Raw genomic sequence first — 22,959 nt, forward strand, 5'->3', positions numbered from 1 at the left:
GTGCGGCCCTGCTTCATGGGGGTGTCGGCGGGGTGGGGGGTGGGGTGTGAAGGTCAGGGGATCGGCGGGGAGTTGGGGCTCTCCTGGGCGAGCAGGTCGCGGGCGAACTGCTCCCACTGTGCGTACCGGTCGGGGAAGGCCGAGCCCTGTACGGCCTGGCAGACGTCGCCGGGCGGCTTGTTCTGCCAGTCGGGGATCTGGATCAGGCCCGGGTTGGAGCCGAACGGGGCGACGCCGTAGAAGGACTTGGAGGACGTGGGAACGTCGGTGATCTGTTCCGGCGTGCCCCAGCCCGTGCTCGGCCGCTGCTGGAAGATGCCGAGGGAGTCGTGGTCGACGGGCGTCGTGTAGTTGACGAACTTCGACTCCTGCATCGCCGTCATGAGGGCGATGACGATGCCCTGTTCGGGGATGTTCGCTCCCTTGCCGACGCCGATGACCGTACGGGCGTTGGCGAGTTCCTGCGGGCCGAGGTCGGCGGCGCTGCGGAACACCTTCCGCATCTCGCTGTCCGGGGCCTTCTGGAGCGCCTTCCCGGTCGCCTTGTTGACCTTGCCCGTCTCGCTGAGCCCGTGCTTGGCCTGGAACCACTTCAGGCCGTGGCCGGAGGCCTGTGCCGACGCACCGGCCGACGAGCCGGACTGGGCGCCCTGGGCGACTGCCGGTACGGCGAGCATGGTGCCGGCCGCGACGAGAGCGGCGGCTGTGATTGCTGCTCGTTTTCTCTGCATGCGGGCGACCCTGACGTGTACACGTAAAAGAGTCAAGGTGTATCGAACCCGATATCCGAGACTCGTGACATATGTACTTGGTCGAGCCGATATGTCATGGATCGTTCGTGGATCGATCCCCGTTCCGGCATCCGGCCCCCGTCGCGGGGCCCTCGCCGGTGCGTGCCCGGTGGTGTGCCGGACGGCGCTGCACCGGGTGGCCGGTCCGGCGTGCATACGCGCCACACGCACAGGCGGCCCCTTCCGTATGACACGGCTGAGTGTGATCCGTGTCACGGAAGGGGCCGCCAGGTCGGGCCCGGGGCCGTCAGGTCAGTTCAGCGCCGGCGGTGCGGCACCCTCCGAAGTGCCCCAGGACGAGGGCGAGTCGCCGACCCGGAACGACAGATCCCCGATGCGGCGGAGGGCGTCGGTCGTGAGATACGTCTTCTCCAGGGGGCGGCCGTCCGTGCGGGCCGACTGGATGTACCGGTCCGTGTCCGACGTGCCCGGTGCCCGTACGGTCAGCCCGCCGCGCGGGTAGTAGCGACGGTCGAGGGCGAGGTCGACGCGGTCGAAGACGGGCGTGGACAGACCCCAGGTGTCCGTGCCGGGCTGTACCGGGAAGATGCCGATCGAAGAGAGCACGTTCCAGGCGGACATGGTGCCCAGGTCGTCGTTTCCGGTCATGCCCGTCGGGGCGTCGGTGAAGAGCGTCAGCGCCGCGTGCACCACGTCGGTGGTCTTCCACGGCTGACGCGTCGACAGATACGTGTAGGGCGCGATGAGGTCGGGCTCGTTCTGCGGGTTGTACTTGTCCGCGTTGTAGTAGTCGTACGGGCCGTTGACCCACACCTCCCGCGCGGTCTTCTCCGGGTCCTTCAGCAGTTCGTCGTAGGCGAAGAAGGAGTCGAGACGCTTGTTGGCCGCGTCCTCGCCGCCGATCAGCCCGACCATGCCCGGCAGATCCTGCGGCACCAGCCACTGGTACTGCCAGGACGTGCCCTCGTGGAAGCCTTCGCTCTTGGCCGGGTCGGCCGGTCCCGTGAAGTCGCCGTCGGCGTCACGCGCGCGGAAGAAGCCGGTCGAGCCGTCGAAGATGTTCCGGTAGTTCTGGGCGCGTCCGGCGTAGCGCTTCGCGTCGGCGCCGTGGCCCAGGTCGCGGGCCATCTGGGCGAGCATGGCGTCCGACAGCGCGTACTCCAGGGTGGCCGAGGCGCCCTGGTCGTAGTCGGAGTCGCCGGGCTTGTGCGGGCGGCCCTTCTCATACGGGGCGTAACCGCCGTCGATATAGGGCTTGTTGGCGTCCCGGCCGGCGGCGGGCGAGTCGGCGGGCGGCACTCCGTCGGCGTTCTTCTTCAGCGCGCGGTACGCCCGTTCCTCGTAACCCTTGAGCAGCCCCTGCTGATAGGCGTTGGTCAGGAACGGGGTGACCGGGTCGCCGGTCATGATGTTGGTCTCGACGGTGCCGTAGCCCCACTTGGGCAGCCAGCCGCCGTCCTCGTCGATGTGCAGCGCGCTGACTGCCATGTCCCGCGCCTCGCGCGGAGCGAGCAGCGACAGCAGCTGGCTCTGCGTGCGATAGGTGTCCCAGAGCGAGAAGTTCTGGAAGTACGTGAAGTCCTTGGCACGGTGTGTCCTCTGGTCCCAGCCGGTGTAGCGCCCGTCGACGTCGCTGCCGATGTTGGGGGCGAGGAACGACCGGTACAGCGACGAGTAGAAGGTGCGCCGCAGGGTGGTGTCGCCGCCCCGCACCCGCACGTCGTCCAGGCGGCTCTCCCAGGCCGACCGCGCCGCCCGCGCGACCTGCCGGAACGAACGGCCGCCCTCCGCGCGCAGGTTGCGGGCGGCGCCTCCCGCGTCGACGTAGGACAGCGCGGTGGTGGCCTCGACGGTGCGGTCCTTGCGGGTGTCGAAGCGCACCCACGCTCCGTTGCGGCCGCTGCCGGCGGACGATTCCTTCGAGCCCTCGCTGACCTCGTCGCCCTTCCACGTGCCGGAGGTGGCGAAGGGCCGGTCGAAGCGGGTGACGGTGTGGACGGTGTACGGGCGGGTGTCCTGGCAGAAGCCGCTGCCCGTGATCGAGGTGCGCACCGTCCTGCTGTCGAGTATCTCCACCTTCGTGGAGACCGTCTTGTGGAGCGACTGGCCCGCGTTGAGCAGGACGTTGGCCTTCCCGGTGGCGGGGAAGGTGTAGCGCTGGACGCCCGTGCGCTCGGTCGCGCTCAACTCGGCGCGGATGCCGCCGTCGAGACCGGCCCGGTAGTAGCCGGGGCTCGCCTTCTCGTCGTCGTGGCTGAAGTGCGCCTGGTATTTGGCGTCGTCGGTCTCGGTGACGTCGCCCGTGGTCGGCAGCACCGGCAGGTCGCCGCCGATTCCGCAGCCGACGCCGGAGAGGTGGACGGACGAGAAGCCGCGTATGTGGTTCTGGGAGTGGTCGTAGCCGGTGTTGTGGCCGGTGTCGGGCGAGAGCTGCACCATGCCGAACGGCACGGCCGCCCCCGGATAGGTGTTGCCCTCGTTCTCCGTGCCGATCAGCGGGTTGACGAGGTCGGTGAGCCGGCCGTCCTGCCGGGCGCCGGACGGGCTGCCGTCCTGCCGGGCGTCCGGTTGCGGGGCGGCGCCGGTGAGGGTGCCGGCCAGCAGCGTGGCGGCGGTCAGCGCCACGGCGGTACGAAGGTGCAGGCGCCTGGTCCATCTCATGCTGGGGGGCCTCCGGTGGTCGGGCGCCCGGTGCGCGGGGGAGGACCGCTCCGTGGGGCGCCGGCTGGCGGACGGGAACGCGCACGAACAGAGACAACGTTGTCAACTTGCGGCATTCTTCGATCGATTCGCGTTCACGTCAAGAGGAGCGACTGCGCCGGGGGAGTACCGCGGGACCGGTCGCGGCTCCGCTCGGCCGAGACGGGCCCCGGTTCGGCTCGGTGCCGAACCGGGGCCCGTGCGGGGCGAGTTGACGGTGCCGACGGTGCTGACGGTTCCCCTTACCGCCGTTCGCAGGTGAGGGTGCCGTCCGCGACGCCCTTCAGAAGCGCGCGGTGCGCCGCGGCCAGCCGTCCCGCGTCGGCCTTGGAGACCTTGCGGTCGTAGGTCAGCAGGCCGTTCAACTCCCCTTCCAGGTCGGTGATCTGGGTGTAGACGGCGCCGCTGCTGCCGTCGCAGGCGGCGAACTGCTCGATCTCCTTGAGCTTGGCGAGGTACTCGTCGGTGAACTTCTCCTTCTCCACGCCGACGTAGGTGTGGCGCACGGGCCACGCGTGTCCCGGTACGGCCAGTCCGAGGCCGCCGTACTCGCCGCTGACCAGTGCCCGTTCGCCGTCGGCGTCCGGCAGCTGCGCGCTCGGGTAGCCGTGCGCGTCGGAGATGTCGCCGTTGCCGCCGTCGACGGCGCCGCAGCAGTTGTGGCCGCTCATGTTGTTCACCAGGCGCGTGGGGTCGAGCTCCTTGGCGTAGTCGGCGATACGGGCCTGGTCGTACTGTCCCCAGCCCTCGTTGAAGGTGACCCACATGATCACCGACGGGTGGCTGTCGTGCTGGGTGATCATCTGCTTCATCTCGTGCTCGAACTGCTCGCGCGCCGCGCCGTCCGGCGTACGGTCCGAGCGCATCGACGGCATGTCCTGCCACACCATCAGGCCCAGCCTGTCGGCGTGGTAGTACCAGCGGTCCGGCTCGACCTTGATGTGCTTGCGCACCGAGTTGAAGCCCAGCTTCTTGTGCGCCTCCAGGTCGTAGGCGAGCGCCTCGTCGGTCGGCGCGGTGTGCAGTCCGTCGGGCCAGAAGCCCTGGTCGAGCGTGGCCATGGAGAAGACGGGCTTGCCGTTGAGCATCATGTGCCGCCGGCCGTCGACGGTCTTCACGGAGATCTCGCGCATCCCGAAGTAGCTCTCGACGCTGTCGGCCGAACTGCCCTCTCCGACGGTCACCTTGAGGGTGTAGAGGTGCGGGTCGTCCGGCGACCACAGCTTCGGGTCCGGCACGGGAACGGCGAACGGCCGGTCGCCGGTCCCGGTGGCCCGTCCGACCTCTCGCGCCTCGCCGCCGCCCCGGCCGTCGTAGGCGACCGCCGTGACGGGCACACCGTCGGGCACCCCGCGCGCCGTGACGGTCACCTTCTCCCCGCTCACGTCGGGCGTCGTACGGACGTCGGTGGTGTGCTCTGCCGCCACGGGCTCCATCCACACCGTCCGCCAGATGCCGGACGACGGGGTGTACCAGATGCCCTCGGGGTCCAGGCGCTGCTTGCCGACGGGCGGGTTCTCGCCGTCGGGGGAGTCCGTCGGGTCGTAGACGCCGACGACCAGCTCCTGGTCCTTTCCGGGGCGCAGGGCGTCGGTGACGTCCACGGTGAAGCGGTCGTAGCCGCCCTTGTGGCCGCCGACCTGCTTGCCGTTGACGTAGACCTCGGCCTGCCAGTCGACGGCGTCGAAGTTGAGGTGCAGGCGCTTGCCGGAGCCGACGTGCCAGTCGTCCGGGACGGTGAACGACCGCTTGTACCACATGCGTTCCTCGTGCCGCTCGACTCCGGAGAGCCGCGATTCGACCGGGTACGGCACGAGGATCTTCTCGTCCAGGCGATGACGCTTGCCGACCGGCGGCGCCTCGCCCTTCTCGGCGCCGGCGAACTGCCAGGTGCCGTTGAGGTTGCGCCACTCGTCGCGCTTGAGCTGGGGGCGCGGGTATTCGGGCAGCGCGTTGTCCGGTCCGACGTCGTCGGTCCACTGGGTCGTGAGCTGGTACGTCGAGTCGTTCCCGCCCGAGGTCCAGAAGCCGCCGACCTCGTCGCCGCCGGCGCCGGCGAGGCCGCCCTCGCCGTCGTAGCGCACGTCTGCCGTGCCGCCTTGGCCGACCACCGGCTCGGTGAGGCCGACCACCAGCCTGTAGGGGTCGCCGGGCTTCAACCGGGCCTCGCCCAGCGGCCATTCGGCGCCGCCGATCACGGCGTCCAGGTGTTCCGGGAAGTCGGCGGGCGGCTCCGCGAGGCGCTGAGTGAAGGCCATCTCCAGGGTGCGGCCCGAGGTGCCGACGCGCACCTCCGCCGGTCCGTCGTAACGGAAGTCGTCCGGCGGCGTGTACGCGGACTGCGGGATCTCGCTCTTCTCGCCGCCGGGCGGTGTCCAGCGCACGTGCAGGTTCGATCCGCCGTCGTCCTCGAAGTACTCGATCTTGACGGTGTGTTGGGTGCCCTCCGTCAGCTGTACGGGCTCGGAGGTCTGCTCGTTGTCCCAGTCGGCGACCCAGTGGTCGATGACCGGCTTGCCGTCGACCCACATGCGGAAGCCGTTGTCGCCGGAGATGTGGAAGGTGTGCGCGCCGGTCCTGGTGGGTGTGAGCGTCCCGGTCCAGCGGACGCTGGCGTTGTCGGCCTGCCCGGAGCGCTCCTTCAGGCGCGGCTCCAGGTCGGCGAAGTCGAGTGAGGGGTCGAAGGCCGTGGTCTTGAGGGTGCCGAAGTCGTGGGCGTCGGGGGCCGACTGGGTCCAGTACTCGCCCTTGAGCCCGTGCAGTTGAGGAGGCTCCGGGTCGGGCGGCGCGGCGGAGGCGGGCGATGCGGGTCCCAGCGAGGCCGCCAGGAGTACGAGGAAGGCGAAGGCGGCGACAGCGGCCGCGGGCCAGGAGTGTGCGCGTCTCACGGGACCTCCGGATGAGGTGTGCAGGAGATGATTGCGGCACTGCCCTTGATCCGATCCGTCTTGTATAACGTTGGAAACAAGGGTCGTTGGCATGAGAGCACGGCCGCTGTCCCCTGTCCAGGTGCGTGACCGCGGTGGAAGCACGACGGCCCCGGAGGATGAGGAGCGCAGGGTGAGGGTGAGTCTCAAGGACGTCGCGGAGCACGCCGGGGTGTCCGTCAAGACCGTTTCGAACGTGGTGAACAACTATCAGCACGTCACCCCGGCCATGCGGGAGAAGGTGCAGCGTGCCATCGACGACCTCGGCTACCGGCCGAACCTGACCGCCCGCCACCTGCGCAAGGGCCGTACGGGGATCATCGCGCTGGCCGTGCCCGAGCTGGGCAATCCGTACTTCGCCGAGCTGGCGGGCGCCGTGATCGACGCCGCCGCCGCACACGACTACACGGTGCTGCTGGACCACACCCAGGGCCGCCGCGAGCGCGAACTCCTCGTCACCCAGGGCTTCCAGGCCCGCGTCATCGACGGGCTGATCCTCAATCCGCTGGAGCTGGAGGCCGAGGACCTGACGGCCCGTACGGACAACGCGCCGCTGGTGCTGATCGGCGAGCGGCGCTACGACCTGCCGTACGACCACATCGCCATCGACAACATCGCCGCGTCGCGCGCAGCCGTACGCCACCTGCTGGACCTGGGCAGGCGCCGCATCGCCTTCCTCGGCGCCCGCGGGGACCGGCCCAGCCAGCCGTCCCACCTGCGACTCCTGGGCTGGCAAGCGGAGTTGGCCGCGCAGGGCGTGACGGCCGACGAGGCGCTGATCGCGCCCGTGGAGGGCTGGGAACGCGCCGACGGCGCTGCGGCGATGGCCGCACTGCTGGACGCGGGGCGGCGGCCCGACGCGGTCTTCGCCTACAACGACCTGATCGCGATCGGCGCGATGCGGGTGATGTCCGAGCGGGGGCTGCGGGTGCCGGAGGACGTCGCCGTGGTCGGCTTCGACGATCTGACGGAGGGACGGTACGGCGCGGTGACGCTGACGACCGTGGCGCCGGACAAGCAGGCGATAGCCAGGCTGGCGGTGGAGTCGGTCGTGGGCAGCCTGACGGAGCGCAAGGAAGGGGGCGGCGGTGGCGGCGACGGCGACGACCGGGCTGGCGACGGCGCATCGGGCCGCGACCGGGACGGCGGCGGCCCATCCCGCGGCGGCAGCTCGCCCCGTCAACTCCAGCCCGGATTCGCCCTGATGGAGCGGGAGAGCACGCTCGGACGGGGCGGCGTGCGGCGCTGACACCGTCGCGTGGGGCGAACGGACGCCGTCGGGGGCACTTCAACGTACGTACGGCTCCGCCGCGTTGCCCGTGCCCGCGGCCAACCGGCGGCGGGCGGGGGACCGTTCGACGTGCAGTTCGGGCGCGCACTGTTTACAGCGATCTTCCAACGATATAAAAACTGAGCGTCACGTCGTATGCACGAACACCGTGGGAGTCCCCATGAAGCCGTACGCAAGACGTCTCACCGCCACCACAACGGCCCTCCTCACCGCTCTCGCTCTCGCCTCCGGCTGCGCCAAGTCCGAGGACGACGCCGACAAGGCGAAGCAGGGCTCGGGCGGCGAGGGCGGCGGCCAGATCGCCGCCCAGCCCGCGAAGGGCGCCGCGACCTGCACCGCCGGCCAATACGGCGGCAAGAAGCTGGATCTCTCGAAGGCCACCGTCGGCTTCTCGCAGTCCGAGAAGGAGGCCAACCCCTTCCGGATAGCCGAGACCGCCTCGATCAAGGCGGAGGCGAAGAAGCGGGGGGTCGAGCTGCTGACGGCCAACGCGCAGTCGCAGTTCTCCAAGCAGATCAGCGATGTCCAAGACCTCATCTCCAAGGGTGCCGACCTGCTGGTCATCGCGCCGCTCAACTCCGACGGCTGGGAGCCGGTGCTCAAGCAGGCGGCGGCCAAGAAGGTCCCGATCGTCACCGTCGACCGGAAGATCAACGCGAAGGCCTGCAAGGACTACGTCAGCTTCATCGGCTCCGACTTCGTGGAGCAGGGCCGGCGCGCCGCCGACCAGATGATCAAGGCCACCGGCGGCAAGGGCAAGATCGCCATCCTGCTCGGAGCGCCCGGCAACAACGTCACCACCGAGCGCACCAAGGGCTTCCGCGACCGCATCGAGAAGAAGGCGCCGGGCCTGAAGGTCGTCTTCAAGCAGACCGGCGAGTTCGCCCGGGAGAAGGGCCAGCAGGTCACCGAGCAGCTCATCCAGTCCAAGCCGGACATCGACGGGATCTACGCCGAGAACGACGAGATGGGCCTCGGAGCGGTCAACGCCCTCAAGAGCGCGGGCAAGAAGGCCGGCCAGGTCAAGATCGTGACCGTGGACGGCACCCGCAACGCGGTGCAGGGCGTCGTCGACAAGTGGATCCACGGGGTCATCGAGTCCAACCCGCGGTTCGGCCCGCTCGCCTTCTCCACCCTCGACGACTTCACCGCCGGCAAGAAGGTCGGCCAGACCATCGTCATCAAGGACAGCGCCTACACACCGGCCAACGCCGAGCAGGACCTGAGCAAGGCGTACTGATGGCCGAGGCGGAGTACGTGCTCTCCACGCGCGGGCTGACCAAGCGCTTCCCCGGCGTACTCGCCCTGGACGGCGTCGACTTCGGCGTACGGGCGGGGGAGGTGCACGCGCTGGTCGGCGAGAACGGCGCCGGCAAGTCCACGCTGATCAAGGTGCTCACCGGTGTGTACGCGCCGGACGAGGGCGAGGTGCGGCTCCGCGGCGAGCCCGCCTCGTTCGCCACTCCGCTCGCCGCCCAGCAGGCGGGCATCTCCACCATCTACCAGGAGGTCAACCTCGTCCCGCTGATGAGCGTGGCCCGCAACCTCTTCCTCGGGCGCGAGCCGCGCGGCCGCTTCGGGCTGATCGACTTCGCCCGCATGCACCGGGAGAGCGAGCGGATACTGCGCGACTACGGCGTGCGCGCCGACGTGCGCCGCCCGCTGGGCGAACTCGGCGTCGGCGCCCAGCAGATGGTCGCCCTGGCCCGCGCGGTCTCCGTCGACGCGCGGGTCGTCGTCATGGACGAGCCGACCTCCTCGCTGGAGCCGCGCGAGGTCGAGACCCTCTTCGGCGTCATCCGGCGGCTGCGGGACGCGGGCGTCGCCGTGGTCTACGTCAGTCACCGGCTCGACGAGCTGTACGCCGTGTGCGACGCGGTAACCGTGCTGCGCGACGGGCGCGGCGTGCACAGCGGCCCCCTGGCGGGGCTGGAGCGGCTGCGGCTGGTCTCGCTGATGCTCGGACGTGAGATCGGGGAGGTGCGCGCCGAGGGCACCACGAAGTTCGGCGGCGACCACGAGGCGGCCTCGGCCGAGCCCGTGCTGCGGGCCGAAGGGCTCAGCGTCCCGCACCAGTTGCACGACGTGTCCTTCACAGTGCGGCCGGGCGAAGTGGTGGGCCTGGGCGGGCTGCTGGGCTCGGGCCGTACGGAGACGGCCAAGGCCGTCGCGGGTGCGCTGACGCCGGGCGCGGGCCGGGTCACGGTGGCCGGCGCCCCGGTGCGCACGGGATCTCCGGGCGCGGCCATCCGCGCGGGGATCTCCCTGCTGCCCGAGGACCGCAAGAGCGAGGGCATCGTGCCGGGCCTGTCCGTACGGGAGAACATCGCGCTGGCGGTGCTGCCCCGGCTGTCCCGTGGCGGACTGGTGTCGGAGGCGCGGATCGACTCCCTGGTGCGTACGTTCATGGAACGGCTGCGCATCAAGGCGTCCTCGCCGCACCAGAAGGCGGGCGAACTCTCCGGCGGCAACCAGCAGAAGGTCCTGCTGGCGCGCTGGCTGGCCGCCGAACCGCGCGTGCTGCTGCTGGATGAGCCCACCCGCGGCATCGACGTGGGCGCGAAGGCCGAAGTGCAGCGGCTCGTCGACGAGTTGGCCGAGGACGGCCTGGGCGTGCTGCTGATCTCCTCGGAGCTGGAGGAGCTGATCGAGGGCTCCGACCGGGTCGTGGTGCTGCGGGACGGCGCCGTGGTCGGCGAGCTGACCGGGGACGACGTCACCGAGGACCGGCTGATGGAGGCCGTCGCGGCGGCGGCGGACGGGGAGGTGGCGCGGGAGGACCTGCCGCAGGCCCTCCCGGCGGAGGACCGTATGGAAGCCCGCGCGGAGGATGCCCCGCGCGCCGCGGGGGACGACTCCGGGCCGGGTGCCGCGGATGACGACTCCGGGCCGGGTTCCGCGGATGACGCCGAGCGGCGTGCCGCGGAGGGCGACTCCGGGCCGCCTTCCGCCCGTTCCCCGCGAGAGGAGGCGCCGCATGGCTGAGATCGCGCTCGGCCGCCGCACCGCGCCGGACCGTACCGCCGTCTACGCCTGGCTCCAGGCGTACGGCGTCTACGTGGGCGTCGCGGTGCTGCTGCTGTTCAACATCGCCTTCACCGGCAACTTCCTGTCGATGGAGAACTTCCGCACGCAGGCCGTGCAGGTGGCACCGATCCTGATCGTGGCGCTGGGCATGGCGCTGGCCATCGGCTCGGAGGGCATCGACCTGTCGGTCGGTTCGGTGATGGCCCTGTCCACCTCGCTGGTGGCGCTGTATCTGGGCTACGGACCGTGGATCGCACTGCTGGCGGCCGTACTCGGCGGCGTGGCGGTGGGCATGGTCAACGCCTCCCTGATCGCGTTCGCCGGCGTGCAGCCCATCGTGGCGACGCTGGCGCTGATGGTCGGCGGCCGGGGCCTGGCGCTGGTGCTGGTGCCGCAGCTGGAGGACGTGCGTGACCCCGGGATGCGTGCGCTGGGTTCGGGCGACCTGCTGGGGGTTCCGTATCCGGTGCTGATCGCGCTGGCGCTGGTGGTGCTGGTGGGGTTCACGGTGCGGCGTACGACGTTCGGCAGGCAGCTACTGGCGATCGGCGACAGCCGTCCCGCCGCCTGGCTGGCCGGACTCCCCGTGCGCCGCGTGCTGTTGTGCGTCTACACGGCCTCCGGGGCGCTGGCGGCCGTCGCCGGTTTCCTCGCGACGGCACGGTTGCAGGCCAGCGACCCCACGTCGCTGGGCACCCTGATGGAGCTGTCGGCCATCACCGCCGTCGTGGTGGGCGGCACGCCGCTCAGCGGCGGCCGGGTACGCGTCGGCGGCACGGTAGCCGGCGCCGTGCTCATCCAGCTGCTGACGGCCACGCTCATCAAGCACGACCTGCCTGCCTCCTGGACGCAGATGGCACAGGCCGTCGTCATCGTGCTCGCGGTGTACGCGGCACGCGAGAGGGGCAAGCGATGAGCGCCACCAACACCCGTCGCCACGAGGCCGGTTCGCACGGCGACGCCGGTTCGCAGGGCAGCGGTGCAGAGGGAAGCGGTGCACACGACAGCGGTTCGGGGGACAGCGCTTCGCAGGGCCGGGGCGCACCCGACGGCGGCGGGCCCGCGGCCCCGCCGAAGGAAGGACGCCCGGCGGACCGCACCGCCGACGGCACCGCCCGCACCTCCCGCGGCGGTACGGGCGCCCGTGCCGAACGCCTCAGCGCCTTCGCCCAACAGCACGGCGCACTCGTGGCGTTGCTGCTGACGGTGCTGGCCGCCTCGCTGTCCTTCGACTCCTTCGCCGACCCGGGCAACCTGGGGAACATCGCCGTCTCCTCCGCGTTCCTGGCGATCGTCGCGCTGGGCATGACGTTCGTGATCGTCTCCGGCGGCATCGACCTGTCGGTCGGCTCCGTCTTCGCGCTGGGCGGCGTGCTCGCGGCATGGGGTTCGCGCCACGGCCCGCTGGTGGCGCTGCTGCTGGCGCTGACCGTGTGCGGGGCGATCGGCCTCGTCAACGGCCTGCTGATCGCGCGGGCACGGCTGGCGCCGTTCATCGTCACGCTCGCCGCGATGCTGGGCGCCCGCGGGCTGATGCTCAACATCACCGACGAGGGGGCCGACACCTTCCTCGTCGCCAGGGACTCGCTCCTGGCCGACCTCGGACGCGGCAAGCTGCTGGGCGTCGGCGTACCGGTGTGGATCATGCTGGCGCTGTTCCTGCTCGGCGGCGTGCTGCTGCGCCGCACCCGCTTCGGGCAGCACGTCTACGCGGTGGGCGGCAACGAGGACGCGGCCTCGCTCATGGGCACGTCGGTGACTCGTACGAAGGTCTCGGTGTACGTCCTGTCCGGGCTGCTGGCCGGACTCGCCGGAGCGCTCAACGCCGCATGGCTGGCCTCCGGCGTGACGATCCTCGGCCAGGGCATGGAACTTGAGGCGATCTCCGCGGTCGTCATCGGCGGCACGCTGCTGACCGGAGGGCTCGGCTTCGTGAGCGGTTCGCTGGTCGGCGTGCTGCTGCTGAAGGTCATTCAGAACGTCATCAACCAGATCGGCTCGCTCGACTCGGCCTACCAGCAGGTGGTCAGCGGCGCGTTCCTGGTGGTGGTCGTGGTCGTGCAGACGTGGCTGGGCCGCAGACGCAAGGCGCGACTTACGGCCCCCGCATGAGGCCGAAGGCGCCGGGCGGGTCCGCGGTTCCCGGCGCCCGGGCGCGGGTCCGGGAACGGGACCACCCGGGTCCGAACCCGTGCCCGGACCCGGACCGCCCGGGCGTACGGCTCAGCTCTTGAGCGCCGGACTCAGCCCTTGAGCGCCGCCGCGACGGAGTCCGCGACCGGCGTGGTCGGGCGGCCGATCAGGCGGGCCAACTCGCCGCTGGTGTCGGCGAGTTGGCCCTTGCCGATGGACACGTCCACGTCGGCGAGTATCGCTGCGACGCCCTCGGGCAGCCCCGCGCCCGTGAGGATGCCCGCATAGACCTCGGGCGTGACCGGCCTGTACTCGATCTGGCGGCCGCTCTGCCTGCTGATCTCGGCGGCGTACTCGGCGAAGCCCCAGGCGGTGTCGCCGCTCAGCTCGAACGTCGTGTTCTCGTACCCCTCCCCGGTCAGCACGGCCACGGCCGCCGCCGCGTAGTCGGCGCGCGTGGCGGAGGCGACGCGGCCCTCGCCCGCGGCGGCCACGACGGCACCGTGCTCCAGCACCGTGGCCAGCTGCTCGGTGTAGTTCTCGCTGTACCAGTTGTTGCGCAGCAGGACATACGGCAGTCCCGACTCCAGGACCACCTTCTCCGTGGCGTGGTGGTCGTCGGCGAGCGCGGCGGTCAGGCCACCGGGGGCGCTGGTGTACGCGAGCAGCCCGGCGCCTGCGGCCTTCGCCGCCTCGATGACGGCGGTGTGCTGGGCGACGCGGTCCTTGTCGACCTCGCTGCCCGAGATCAGCAGCACCCTGTCGCCGGCCGCGAAGAGGCCGTTGAGGGTGCGGGGCTTGCCGTAGTCGGCGATGTGGAGCGCGACGCCCTTCGCGGCGAGCGGCGCCGCCTTCTTGCGGTTCCGTACGACGGCGACGATCTGGTCGGCCGGAACCTTCTCCAGCAGGCCGTCGACGACGTGGCGGCCGAGATTCCCGGTGGCTCCGGTGACGACAGTGCGCATCTCTGAGTTCTCCTCTGCGGGGGGCGTATCAGGTTCGCTCACCTTATGGCTCGTACCTGCCCCGGCGTCAGTACCCACCTTGAAGTAAGGTACCGGCATGGCCGTAAGCAGCAGCACCGCGGCGGACGGCACCCTCTCCGGCGAGTACGTCGTCGGCAACGAGGGAATGTGCCCGTACCGCCTGATCCTTGAGCACGTCACCAGCCGCTGGGGCGTCCTGGTCCTGATCCTCCTGCTCGACCGTCCGCACCGGTTCAACGAGCTTCGCCGGGCGATCGGGCGCGTCAGCGAGAAGATGCTCACGCAGACCCTTCAGACCCTTGAGCGCGACGGGCTCGTGCACCGCGACGCCAAGCCCGTGATCCCGCCCCGCGTCGACTACTCCCTCACCGGACTCGGCCGTGAGGCCGCCGGGCAGGTGCGGGCGCTGGCCGCGTGGACCGAGGAGCGCATGGAGAAGGTGCAGGAGGCGCGGGAGGCGTACGACACGGCGAAGGGGAACGGGAAGGGGCGCTGAAGGTCCTGCCAGGCGGGCGCGGGCTTCCGTGACCGGTCGGGCCGGGTGCGCTGGTTCCGGTTCAGATCCCGTTCGCCGCCGCCCGGTTCAGGCTCAGCTCCAGGGCAGCCCGGACCGGTGCCGCCAGTACGCGGCCGCCGGTTCCGCCATCGCCGACAGGCGCCCGGCGTCGTCCGGGGCGAGGCGCGCGGCCGGCGCCGACGCCGAGACGTTGGCGTCGAGTTGGTCCACCGTGGCCGCGCCGGACAGTACGACGTCCGCCCAGGGCTCACGCAGTACGGCGGCCAGCGCCAGGACGTCCGGGGCGGTGCCGGACTCCCGCGCGAGGCGGCCGAGGGGCGAGTCCGCGGCTTCGTGCACGAGGCGCCCGTTGGCGAGCGCCTCCTTCACGATGACGGTGCGTCCCGCGTCGTGCGCCTCCGCCAGAGCGGGGCCCGCCGAGGGCTCCAGCAGGTTGTACGTGGACTGGACGCTGGAGAAGAGCGGAACTCCCGCGACCTCGACGGAGAGCGCGGCGCGGATCGCGGCCGGCTGCTCGGGCCCCGACGTGGTCACCCCGACGGCGACACCCTCGGCGGCGAGAGCGGCCAGCTCCTCCTGAAGCGGGCGGTCGGTGAGCACCGGGCTCGCGGGCGTCACCGAGTGGACCTGGTACAGGTCGAGCCGGTCGCCCAGCAGGCCGCGGGTCTCGGACAGTTGGCGTTCGAAAGCGGACCGGCTGTGCTCCTTCACCTCGTGCACCTCGGCGTCGATGTGCCAGCCGCCCGTGTACGTATAGCCCCACTTGCTGCCGATCACGACGTCGCGGCGCTCCGGGCGCCTTCGCAGCCACTCCGCGAGAAACTCCTCCGAACTCCCGTAGGAGCGCGCGACGTCGAAGTACCGCACCCCGTGTGCGTACGCCGCGTCGAGCACCTCGTGGGCACGCGCCTCCATCGCCCCGACGGTGCGCTCGGCGGGCAGATCGGACTCCCGGCCGAGGTTGATGTAGGCGGGACGCCCCAGCGCGGCGAGCCCGAGACCGATACGGGCGGCCGGAGTCGAGGGGAGACGTTCGAACGGCACGGTCGCTTCCTCCGGTTGAGCTGATCTCGGACACGCGGCGGCGCCACCGTACCGGCCCGTCATCCTCGACGAGGACGGGATGGGCCCGGCCAGGCCCGTACCTGGAACGGGCCTGGCCGGACCGGGCCGCGAGGAGCCGGGTGGGCGTTGCCTGCGTCGTGCCTCAGGCGGCGACGCCCGCGAGGAAGCCGCGGCTGAGGAAGTCGCGCATCCGGTGAGCGATCTCCTCCAGGTGACTCTCCAGGGCGAAGTGCCCGGATTCGATCATGTGGATCTCGGCGTCGGGCAGATCGCGCCGGAAGGCGCGGGCGCCGTCCGGGCCGAAGATCTCGTCGTTGCGGCCCCACACGGCCAGCAGCGGAACCTGGGAGTCGCGGAAGTACTGCTGCACCGACGGGTACAGGTCCACGTTGGCGGGATAGTCGCGGAAGAGCTTGAGCTGGATCTCGTCGTTGCCGGGGCGGTCGAGCAGCGCCTGGTCGTGCACCCAGTTGTCCGGGCTGACGAGAGTGGGGTCGGGCACGCCGTTCACGTACTGCCAGCGCGTGACCTGGGCGGTCAGCACACCGCGCACCGGTCCTTCCGTTTCCGGTCCCGGCGCCTGTGCGTACGCGAACAGGCCGTCCCAGAAGGACCTGACGAAGCCTTCGGTGTAGGCGTTGCCGTTCTGCGTGACGATCGCCGTGACGCGCTCCGGGTCCTCCAGCGCGAGCCGCCATCCGACGGGAGCGCCGTAGTCGTGCACGTACATCGCGAACGGGCCGACGCCCACGTGGTCGAGCAGTCCGGAGACGGTGTCGGTGAGGGCCTCGAAGGTGTACGGGAACTCGCCGGGCGCGGGCATCGCCGACTGTCCGAAGCCGATGTAGTCGGGCGCGATGACGCGGTAGCGGTCGGACAGGGCGGGGATCAGGTTGCGGAACATGTGCGAACTGGTCGGGAATCCGTGCAGCAGTACCAGTGCGGGCGACTTCGGGTCGCCGGCCTCGCGGTAGAAGACCTCCAGCCCGTCGACGGTGGCGGTGCGGTGGTGCACGTCGTGCGACATCTTCATCTTCTTGGCCCCTTCGTTCGATGCGAATGCCTCTGACGGCCTGACGGGGTCGGGTGCGAAGGTGCGATTGCGAAGGGCGGCTCTTTGGTCCGCGGCGGCGGCACCTCGGAGAGTATCCGTGCCCTCACTGGGGGTGCGCGCGCGGAGAAGCGTTCGGGTGCCTCGCCGGGTTCGCCGGAACCCGCGGATTCGCGGGCGGCCGGGGGTGCCGCGGCGGTGCCCGGCCGCCCCGGCCGCTCCCGGCCGGTACGGGAGGCGGCCGATCCTTCGGTGGGACGAACCGGCACCACTCGGCACCAACTCACTCGCCGTTTGTGACCTTTCGCGCGACGTCCGCGCCGACTATGGCGTTCGAAGCACGAGTGCGCTGGACTTGGGCCCGACCGCCCATGAACTTCGGCACAGGACCCGGTGTCGAGCCCGCGCGTGAACGTTCCGCCGTGACCCAGCGACCCTGCGACTCGCGGCGGCCAAGCCGTGAACCGCCGGGAGTTGATCGGGGGAACGGATGGATTGCAGACACCTCTCGGACGCCGTGCTTCTCCGTCTCATACGGGAAGGAGGAGAGGCTTCCTTCCACGCGCTGAGCGAGCTGGAGCAGCGGCACTTCCACGCCGTGCGGACCTTCGCGGGCACTTGCGGCGAACACCCGCACGCCGCGGGGGAACTGGCCTACCAGGCGTGGCAGGAGGCGTTGCGCGAGCAGGTGGACGGCAGCGCCGACGGCGCCGTGCGCCCCTGTCTCCTCTCCTCGGTGCTGCGTACCGCGTCCGGTTGGACGCGAGGCCCTCAACGCACGGCGCTGAACCGGGACTTGACCGCCTGGATCGAGACGAACGGCCCCGTTATGCTGGGGAACACCGCGACGGCGGGATTCCGCCGCCCCTCGCTGGTGGCCCTCGCCTTCGCGGGACTTCCGCACCACAGCCAGACCGTCCTGTGGCACCGGGCGGTCGAGCGCGACGACAGCGCACCGACGGGCAGGCTGGCCGGCGCGCACCCCGGCGAGGTGCCCATGCTGCACGGCCGCGCGCAGGAGGAGCTGTTCAACTCCTACGCACGGATCCTCCGGGACGGGATGCAGCACGACTGCCGTCGCTTCCACGTGCTGGTGCTGGCCTATTCCGACGCGGGAGCGCTCGACATCGCCGCGCAGCTGGCGCCGCATCTGGACCGGTGCCCCCGCTGCTCGCAGGCGGTCGCCGACCTCGCGCGCGTACGCCACGACTGCGGCAACCTGCTGGCACAGGCCCTGCTGCCGTGGGGCGGGCTGGAGTACGCAGCGTCGCGTGACACGGACGAGGACGTCACGCGGCACGGCTTCATGCCGGCGGAGGGCGCGCCCGGCCCGGCACCGGCCGTCGGTCCGCCCGCCGCTCCTCCGCTTCCGGCGAACTTCGCCCCGGCGTCGGGACCGCTCGCGGCTCCGTACGCCGAGCCCTTCGCCGCTCCCTTCCCGGGACCGCACGCGACCGCGGGTCACGCGACGGCGGGTCACGCGGCCGCCGGTGCCGCCGGCCGGGGCCGGCACGCCGGTGCGGCCGCCGGTGCCGCCGGTGCGAAGGGCAGACGCCGCGCCGACCTGGTCGTAAGGGGAGCGGCGGTCGCCGGCGTCTGTGCCGTGGCCGCCGCTTTCGCCTTCTCAGGGGACTTCGGCAAGGACGGGGAGCCGCAGAGCAAGGAGCAGGCGTCGCCGCCTCCCGCCGACGCCCCGACGTCTTCGAAGTCGCCGACCGCCAAGCCGTCCCGTACGAAGAAGCCGACCCCGACGGCCTCCGCCGGCGCCACCCGGAGCAGGCCGCCGAGGCCCGCCCCTTCGAGGCCTGCCACGCCTCCGCCCTCGCGGCCGTCCGTCACCGGCGCCGCCGTCGAGTGGCTCTTCGGCAAGGTCGACGGCGACGGCGTGACCTCGGACAGCTCGGGCAACAACCAGGACGGCACGCTCTTCGGCGCTTCCCGCCCGACGCCCAGCGGGGGAGGGCTGGAGTTCGACGGCGAGCAGTTCGTGGCGTCGGACGGCGCCCTGGTCGACACGAGCGGCAGCTTCTCCGTATCGGCACGGGTCAGGCTGGACCGTACGGACGTCTCGCAGACGGTGCTCAGCCAGGACGGGGACGACTCCAGCGGGTTCATGCTCCGGTACGACGCGGAGGAGACCCGGTGGGAGATGCGGATGCCGGAGGAGGACTCGGACGTCGCGGACTCGGACTCGGAGGAGTCCGTCTTCGCGGTCCGGCCCAAACCCGGCCAGTGGACACAGCTCACGGGCGTCTACGACGACGCCGACGACCAGATCCGCCTGTACGTCGGCGGCCACCTCGGTGAACCGGCAGGCCGCGAGGACGACTTCGAGACGGAGGGGAACTTCGTCGTCGGCCGCGGGCTGTCGCTCAACAGGTTCTTCGAGGGCCTGGACGGCACCGTCGACGACGTACGGGCCTTCGGGAGGGCGCTCTCCTCGTCGGAGGCGGCGGCCCTGGCCCGGAGGTCGTGAGCACGGGGTCGTGAGCCCGGGGGTCATGAGCACGGGGTCGTGACCGAGCAGGGTCGTGGCCACGGGCCGCCCCGGCCGTCTCCGCTCCGGCGGGACGGTGCAAGGGCCGCCCCCGGCGCTTCCACATGGCACGAGTGAGGCCGGGGCCCGCGGAAACCCGCCACCCATGAAGAACGGTCATGGACTCGGACTCCCACGGCTGCTCGCCGAGGGCGACGACCTGGTCGTACGGCTGCCGTGGTGGCAGAAGGCGGCGGCCCGGCACGGCGACGTACGCGTGCCGCTGGCCGCAGTACGGCGCGTGGTGATCGAGCACGACTGGTGGCGGGCCCTGCGCGGGGTGGCACGACGGGGTGTGTGGATACCGGGAGGGCTGTACGTCGGCATCCGCCGCCTTCCCCGGCAGACGGACTTCGTCGCCTTCCGGCCGGGCGGGCCCGTGGTGTGCCTGGAGGCGGGCCCCGATTCGCCGTACCGCCTGCTCTCCGTGTCCGTCGCCGAGCCGGAGAGCGTCGCGCGATGGCTGCGTGCCCGTGCGCCGGACCTCGATCCCCGGGGCACCGGCAGGTACGAGCACGGTCAGCCGACGGGCTGGCCGCCCGAGCACCTCGCGCTCTGGCCGGCGCCGTAGGGCGGGTCCGGAGTCGCGATCAGCGCGGTCTGCCGGGGGCCGGACGACGGCCGGTGTCTGCGCGGAGCCGGACCCAGGGGCCCACGGACCCGTGGGCCCCTGGGCCCCGGTCGGGCCGCAGCGGCGGCGCCCGTCGGCCCCGTTGGCAGACCGGACGCCGCCGCCGCTCACCTTCAGGCCGCTGAGGCCACCGCCCGGCCCAGGTGCCGGGCGAAGAACCGGGTCGCGCTGTCGGCCTCGAACAGCGGCATTGCGAAGTGCTTGCCGGCGTTGGCGTGCAGCGTCTTCTCCGTCGAGGCGAAGGCGTCGAACAACGCGAGACAGCTCTCGCGCGGGATGCGCTCGCTGTCCCACTGCATGGCGAACTCGATCGGTACGGTGATCTGCTTCGCCGCCTCGGCCAGGGCATCCGGCCACATCATGCCGAAGACCGCGGCCGTGATCCTGGGCTCGGCCGCCACCAGCGGCACCCCGATCGCGGTGCCCAGGCCGATGCCGACATAGCCCACCGGCCCGTCGGCACCGATCTCCGGGAGTTCCTGAAGGGCGTCGAGGACCGCCCGGTATTCGGGCAGGGCGAGCCCCGCGAGGCGAGCGTTGAAGGGGACGACGACCGGGCCTTCCGGGGCGCCCGCCGCCTGGACCTTGCGCAGCTCGGCGATCTCCTGCTCGTCGTGTGCGCTGCGCGGCCGGTCGCCATGACCGGGCGCGTCGATTACGGCGGCGTGGAAGCCGCAGCCGGTCACGAGGAGACGGGCACGGCCCGTCATCGCCGCGTGCTTCTTGTGGGTGCCGCCGCCGTGGCCCATCAGGACCAGGGGCGCCGGATCGCTGCCGGCGGCAGGCGACCAGAGGACTCCGGGGACGTCGCCCAGGCTGAAGTCGCGCTCGCGCACGCCGTCCGACGACGACTCGGCGGTGAACTGGAAAGAGTGCATAGGTGTGGCCTTTCGGGAGTGCCTGTGGTGGAGGCGCTCCCGGCGACACCTACTTCGAATCGCCGGCCGTGACGGAAGGGGGGAGCACCCACGTCGATGCTGCGTTCATGGGTCTCACCTCCCGGGGCCGTGTCACGGTCGCCTGAAAGCTACGGGCCCGGGCAGCGTGCCGTCCAATGCTTTTCCCGGCCGCGGGATCACAGCGTCCCTGGCGCGTGATCACGGCTCCGGCGGGAGGCCTCCGGTGGGAGATCTTTCCGGCGGGAGGCCTGGGCCCCGAGCCCTGGCGGCACCGGGCCCGTGGCCCGGCCCCGGGAAGTCCCTTGCGTCACCGGGCCGTTGGCCCGGAGTGCTCACTCCCCGCCGCGCCTGTCCCCGTCCGCCCGGCCCGCCCCGCCTTCGCCGTCCTCGCGGTCCTCGTCGACGATCTCGGCGTCGACGACGTCCTCCTCCTCGTCCTCGGCGCCGCCCGTCCCGGGCCCGGCACCCGCCGGCCCCGCGGTCCCGCCGGCCTCGCCGGCACCGGCACTCCCGGCGGCGCCCCCGCCGGCCGCATCGCCGGACGCGCCCGGCGACGCCCGCGCGTAAATGGCCTGCCCCAGCTTCTGGCTGACCGCGGTCGCGTGTTCCGTCGCGCCGCGCAGTGCCCCGGTGTCGTCGCCGTTCAGCTTCTCCTTCACATCGGCCACGGCCGTCTCGACCTCGTCCCTGACGTCGGCCGGGACCTTGTCCGCGTTGTCCTTCAGGAGCTGCTCGGCCCGGTAGACCAGCTGCTCGGCCTCGTTGCGCGTCTCCGCCGCCTCACGGCGCTTGTGGTCGTCCTCCGCGTACTGCTCGGCCTCGCGCACCATGCGGTCGATGTCGTCCTTCGGGAGCGCCGAGCCGCCGGTGACGGTCATCTTCTGTTCCTTGTTCGTACCGAGGTCCTTGGCGGAGACGTGCATGATGCCGTTCGCGTCGATGTCGAAGGTGACCTCGATCTGCGGCATGCCGCGGGGCGCGGGCGGCAGTCCGGTCAGCTCGAACATGCCGAGCTTCTTGTTGGAGGCCGCCATCTCCCGCTCGCCCTGGAACGCCTGCACGGTCACCGACGGCTGGTTGTCCGACGCGGTGGTGAAGATCTCCGAACGGCGGGTGGGGATCGTGGTGTTGCGCTCGATGAGCTTGGTCATGATGCCGCCCTTGGTCTCGATGCCGAGGGACAGCGGGGTGACGTCCAGCAGCAGTACGTCCTTGACCTCGCCCTTGAGCACGCCCGCCTGGAGCGCGGCACCGATGGCGACGACCTCGTCCGGGTTGACGCCCTTGTGCGGGTCCTTGTCCGTCAGCTCCCTGACCAGTTCGGTCACGGCGGGCATGCGCGTGCAGCCGCCGACCAGGATCACGTGGTCCACGTCGGACACGGCGATGCCCGCGTCCTCGACGGCCTGATGGAACGGGCCCTTGCAGCGTTCCAGCAGGTCGGCGGTGAGCCGCTCGAACTGGGCGCGGGTGAGCTTCTCTTCGAGATGCAGCGGGCCCTCGTCGGTCGCGGTGAGATACGGCAGATTGATCGTCGTCTCCGTCGCGGCGGACAGCTCGATCTTGGCCTTCTCAGCCGCCTCCCGCAGCCGCTGCACGGCCATCTTGTCCGTCGACAGGTCGATGCCGTAGCCGTTCTTGAACTGCTTGACCAGGTGGTCGACGATCCGCTGGTCCCAGTCGTCGCCGCCGAGGCCGGTGTCTCCGGAGGTGGCCTTCACCTCCACGACGCCTTCGCCGATCTCCAGCAGGGACACGTCGAAGGTGCCGCCGCCGAGGTCGAAGACCAGCACGGTCTGGTCGTTCTCCTTGTCCAGCCCGTAGGCGAGGGCGGCGGAGGTGGGCTCGTTGATGATCCGCAGCACGTTCAGGCCCGCGATCTCGCCGGCCTCCTTGGTGGCGGTGCGCTGCGAGTCGTTGAAGTAGGCGGGCACGGTGATCACGGCGTCGCTCACGGGTTCGCTGAGATACGCCTCGGCGTCGCTCTTGAGCTTCTGAAGCACCCGCGCGGAGATCTCCTGAGCGGTGTAACGGGCGCCGTCCACCTCGCTCTTCTCCGGGAAGCGCCAGTCCGGGTCGCCCATGTGACGCTTGACCGACCGTGCCGTGCGGTCGATGTTGGTGACCGCCTGCCGCTTGGCCGGCTCGCCGACCAGCACCTCGCCGCCCTTGGCGAACGCCACCACCGACGGGGTGGTGCGCGAGCCCTCGTTGTTGGGGATGACGGCGGGCTCACCGCCCTCCAGGACGGACACCACGGAATTCGTCGTACCGAGGTCGATCCCGACTGCACGTGCCACGGCTGACCTCCTCTCCCGGTTCTCCCGGTCCGGGAAGCATGCGGCTTCATATGCCCCGCGTGTTCGATTATCAGGCAGAACGGGAGTGGCGGCCAGCGAAGATCGGAGGCGGTGCGTGGGGCTGCTGCGGCGGTCCCGTGCGCT

At 71.3% G+C, this 22,959-nt stretch carries 16 protein-coding genes; 8 read left to right on the forward strand and 8 right to left on the reverse strand.

The features are described 5' to 3' along the window. Window positions 1-53: 53 nt before the first annotated feature. The 3 genes from HCC61_RS14340 to HCC61_RS14350 all read right to left on the reverse strand — a co-directional run bounded on the left by HCC61_RS14340 (window position 54) and on the right by HCC61_RS14350 (window position 6,340). Window positions 54-731, reverse strand: coding sequence for a peptidoglycan-binding protein (locus tag HCC61_RS14340; protein ID WP_169135823.1), 678 nt, complete (start codon window positions 729-731; stop codon window positions 54-56). Between the two features lie 312 nt (window positions 732-1,043). After that, entirely contained in the window at window positions 1,044-3,413 is a 2,370-nt protein-coding gene (locus tag HCC61_RS14345; protein ID WP_169135824.1) for a GH92 family glycosyl hydrolase, read from the reverse strand. Between the two features lie 281 nt (window positions 3,414-3,694). After that, the gene (locus HCC61_RS14350; RefSeq protein WP_346777195.1) at window positions 3,695-6,340 is read right to left on the reverse strand and encodes a PA14 domain-containing protein; all 2,646 of its coding nucleotides are present in this window, start codon (window positions 6,338-6,340) and stop codon (window positions 3,695-3,697) included. A gap of 172 nt (window positions 6,341-6,512) precedes the next feature. Between HCC61_RS14350 and HCC61_RS14355 the strand changes: the two genes are divergently transcribed. From HCC61_RS14355 to HCC61_RS14375, 5 genes are all read left to right on the forward strand, one after another. After that, on the forward strand, window positions 6,513-7,628 hold the full coding sequence (locus HCC61_RS14355; protein ID WP_169135826.1) for a LacI family DNA-binding transcriptional regulator: 1,116 nt from the start codon (window positions 6,513-6,515) through the stop codon (window positions 7,626-7,628). A gap of 202 nt (window positions 7,629-7,830) precedes the next feature. Next, window positions 7,831-8,910, forward strand: a complete 1,080-nt coding sequence (locus HCC61_RS14360) for an ABC transporter substrate-binding protein (protein WP_169135827.1) — start codon at window positions 7,831-7,833, stop codon at window positions 8,908-8,910. Next, the gene (locus HCC61_RS14365) at window positions 8,910-10,655 is read left to right on the forward strand and encodes a sugar ABC transporter ATP-binding protein (RefSeq protein WP_169135828.1); all 1,746 of its coding nucleotides are present in this window, start codon (window positions 8,910-8,912) and stop codon (window positions 10,653-10,655) included. The genes HCC61_RS14360 and HCC61_RS14365 overlap by 1 nt, the downstream gene beginning before the upstream one ends. Continuing rightward, entirely contained in the window at window positions 10,648-11,613 is a 966-nt protein-coding gene (locus HCC61_RS14370; protein WP_169135829.1) for an ABC transporter permease, read from the forward strand. The genes HCC61_RS14365 and HCC61_RS14370 overlap by 8 nt, the downstream gene beginning before the upstream one ends. After that, complete coding sequence (locus tag HCC61_RS14375) at window positions 11,610-12,809, forward strand: ABC transporter permease (RefSeq protein WP_240968983.1); 1,200 nt, start codon at window positions 11,610-11,612, stop codon at window positions 12,807-12,809. The genes HCC61_RS14370 and HCC61_RS14375 overlap by 4 nt, the downstream gene beginning before the upstream one ends. Before the next feature lie 131 nt (window positions 12,810-12,940). Here the strand turns inward: HCC61_RS14375 and HCC61_RS14380 are convergent, their stop codons facing one another. Beyond that, window positions 12,941-13,795, reverse strand: a complete 855-nt coding sequence (locus HCC61_RS14380; protein WP_169135830.1) for an NAD(P)H-binding protein — start codon at window positions 13,793-13,795, stop codon at window positions 12,941-12,943. A 166-nt stretch (window positions 13,796-13,961) separates the two neighbouring features. On the opposite strand from HCC61_RS14380, the gene HCC61_RS14385 reads away from it, so the two are divergent. After that, the gene (locus HCC61_RS14385) at window positions 13,962-14,312 is read left to right on the forward strand and encodes a helix-turn-helix domain-containing protein (RefSeq protein ID WP_240969005.1); all 351 of its coding nucleotides are present in this window, start codon (window positions 13,962-13,964) and stop codon (window positions 14,310-14,312) included. Between the two features lie 93 nt (window positions 14,313-14,405). Here the strand turns inward: HCC61_RS14385 and HCC61_RS14390 are convergent, their stop codons facing one another. Next, window positions 14,406-15,377 (reverse strand): aldo/keto reductase, encoded by a 972-nt coding sequence (locus tag HCC61_RS14390; RefSeq protein ID WP_169135832.1) that lies wholly within the window; start codon window positions 15,375-15,377, stop codon window positions 14,406-14,408. A 163-nt stretch (window positions 15,378-15,540) separates the two neighbouring features. Continuing rightward, on the reverse strand, window positions 15,541-16,425 hold the full coding sequence (locus tag HCC61_RS14395; protein WP_169136040.1) for an alpha/beta hydrolase: 885 nt from the start codon (window positions 16,423-16,425) through the stop codon (window positions 15,541-15,543). 514 nt (window positions 16,426-16,939) lie between these two features. Between HCC61_RS14395 and HCC61_RS14400 the strand changes: the two genes are divergently transcribed. After that, window positions 16,940-18,925, forward strand: a complete 1,986-nt coding sequence (locus tag HCC61_RS14400) for a LamG domain-containing protein (protein ID WP_169135833.1) — start codon at window positions 16,940-16,942, stop codon at window positions 18,923-18,925. Between the two features lie 166 nt (window positions 18,926-19,091). Then, on the forward strand, window positions 19,092-19,556 hold the full coding sequence (locus HCC61_RS14405; protein ID WP_169135834.1) for a hypothetical protein: 465 nt from the start codon (window positions 19,092-19,094) through the stop codon (window positions 19,554-19,556). A 173-nt stretch (window positions 19,557-19,729) separates the two neighbouring features. On the opposite strand, the gene HCC61_RS14410 is transcribed toward HCC61_RS14405, so the two are convergent. After that, window positions 19,730-20,494, reverse strand: a complete 765-nt coding sequence (locus tag HCC61_RS14410) for an alpha/beta hydrolase (protein ID WP_169135835.1) — start codon at window positions 20,492-20,494, stop codon at window positions 19,730-19,732. 353 nt (window positions 20,495-20,847) lie between these two features. Continuing rightward, window positions 20,848-22,815: a molecular chaperone DnaK gene (dnaK, locus tag HCC61_RS14415; protein WP_169135836.1), complete on the reverse strand. Its 1,968-nt coding sequence runs from the start codon at window positions 22,813-22,815 to the stop codon at window positions 20,848-20,850. Between the last annotated feature and the right edge of the window lie 144 nt (window positions 22,816-22,959).

Origin of the sequence: Streptomyces sp. HNM0575 (assembly GCF_012726265.1) — a bacterium.
Classification (GTDB): Bacteria; Actinomycetota; Actinomycetes; order Streptomycetales; family Streptomycetaceae; genus Streptomyces.

Bases quoted from the DNA above. Each gene is read 5' to 3' on its own strand.
- HCC61_RS14340 (WP_169135823.1), bottom strand. From the start codon at position 731: ATGCAGAGAAAACGAGCAGCAATCACAGCCGCCGCTCTCGTCGCGGCC.
- HCC61_RS14345 (WP_169135824.1), bottom strand. From the start codon at position 3,413: ATGAGATGGACCAGGCGCCTGCACCTTCGTACCGCCGTGGCGCTGACC.
- HCC61_RS14360 (WP_169135827.1), top strand. From the start codon at position 7,831: ATGAAGCCGTACGCAAGACGTCTCACCGCCACCACAACGGCCCTCCTC.
- HCC61_RS14365 (WP_169135828.1), top strand. From the start codon at position 8,910: ATGGCCGAGGCGGAGTACGTGCTCTCCACGCGCGGGCTGACCAAGCGC.
- HCC61_RS14370 (WP_169135829.1), top strand. From the start codon at position 10,648: ATGGCTGAGATCGCGCTCGGCCGCCGCACCGCGCCGGACCGTACCGCC.
- HCC61_RS14375 (WP_240968983.1), top strand. From the start codon at position 11,610: ATGAGCGCCACCAACACCCGTCGCCACGAGGCCGGTTCGCACGGCGAC.
- HCC61_RS14380 (WP_169135830.1), bottom strand. From the start codon at position 13,795: ATGCGCACTGTCGTCACCGGAGCCACCGGGAATCTCGGCCGCCACGTC.
- HCC61_RS14385 (WP_240969005.1), top strand. From the start codon at position 13,962: ATGTGCCCGTACCGCCTGATCCTTGAGCACGTCACCAGCCGCTGGGGC.
- HCC61_RS14395 (WP_169136040.1), bottom strand. From the start codon at position 16,425: ATGTCGCACGACGTGCACCACCGCACCGCCACCGTCGACGGGCTGGAG.
- HCC61_RS14400 (WP_169135833.1), top strand. From the start codon at position 16,940: ATGGATTGCAGACACCTCTCGGACGCCGTGCTTCTCCGTCTCATACGG.
- HCC61_RS14405 (WP_169135834.1), top strand. From the start codon at position 19,092: ATGAAGAACGGTCATGGACTCGGACTCCCACGGCTGCTCGCCGAGGGC.
- HCC61_RS14410 (WP_169135835.1), bottom strand. From the start codon at position 20,494: ATGCACTCTTTCCAGTTCACCGCCGAGTCGTCGTCGGACGGCGTGCGC.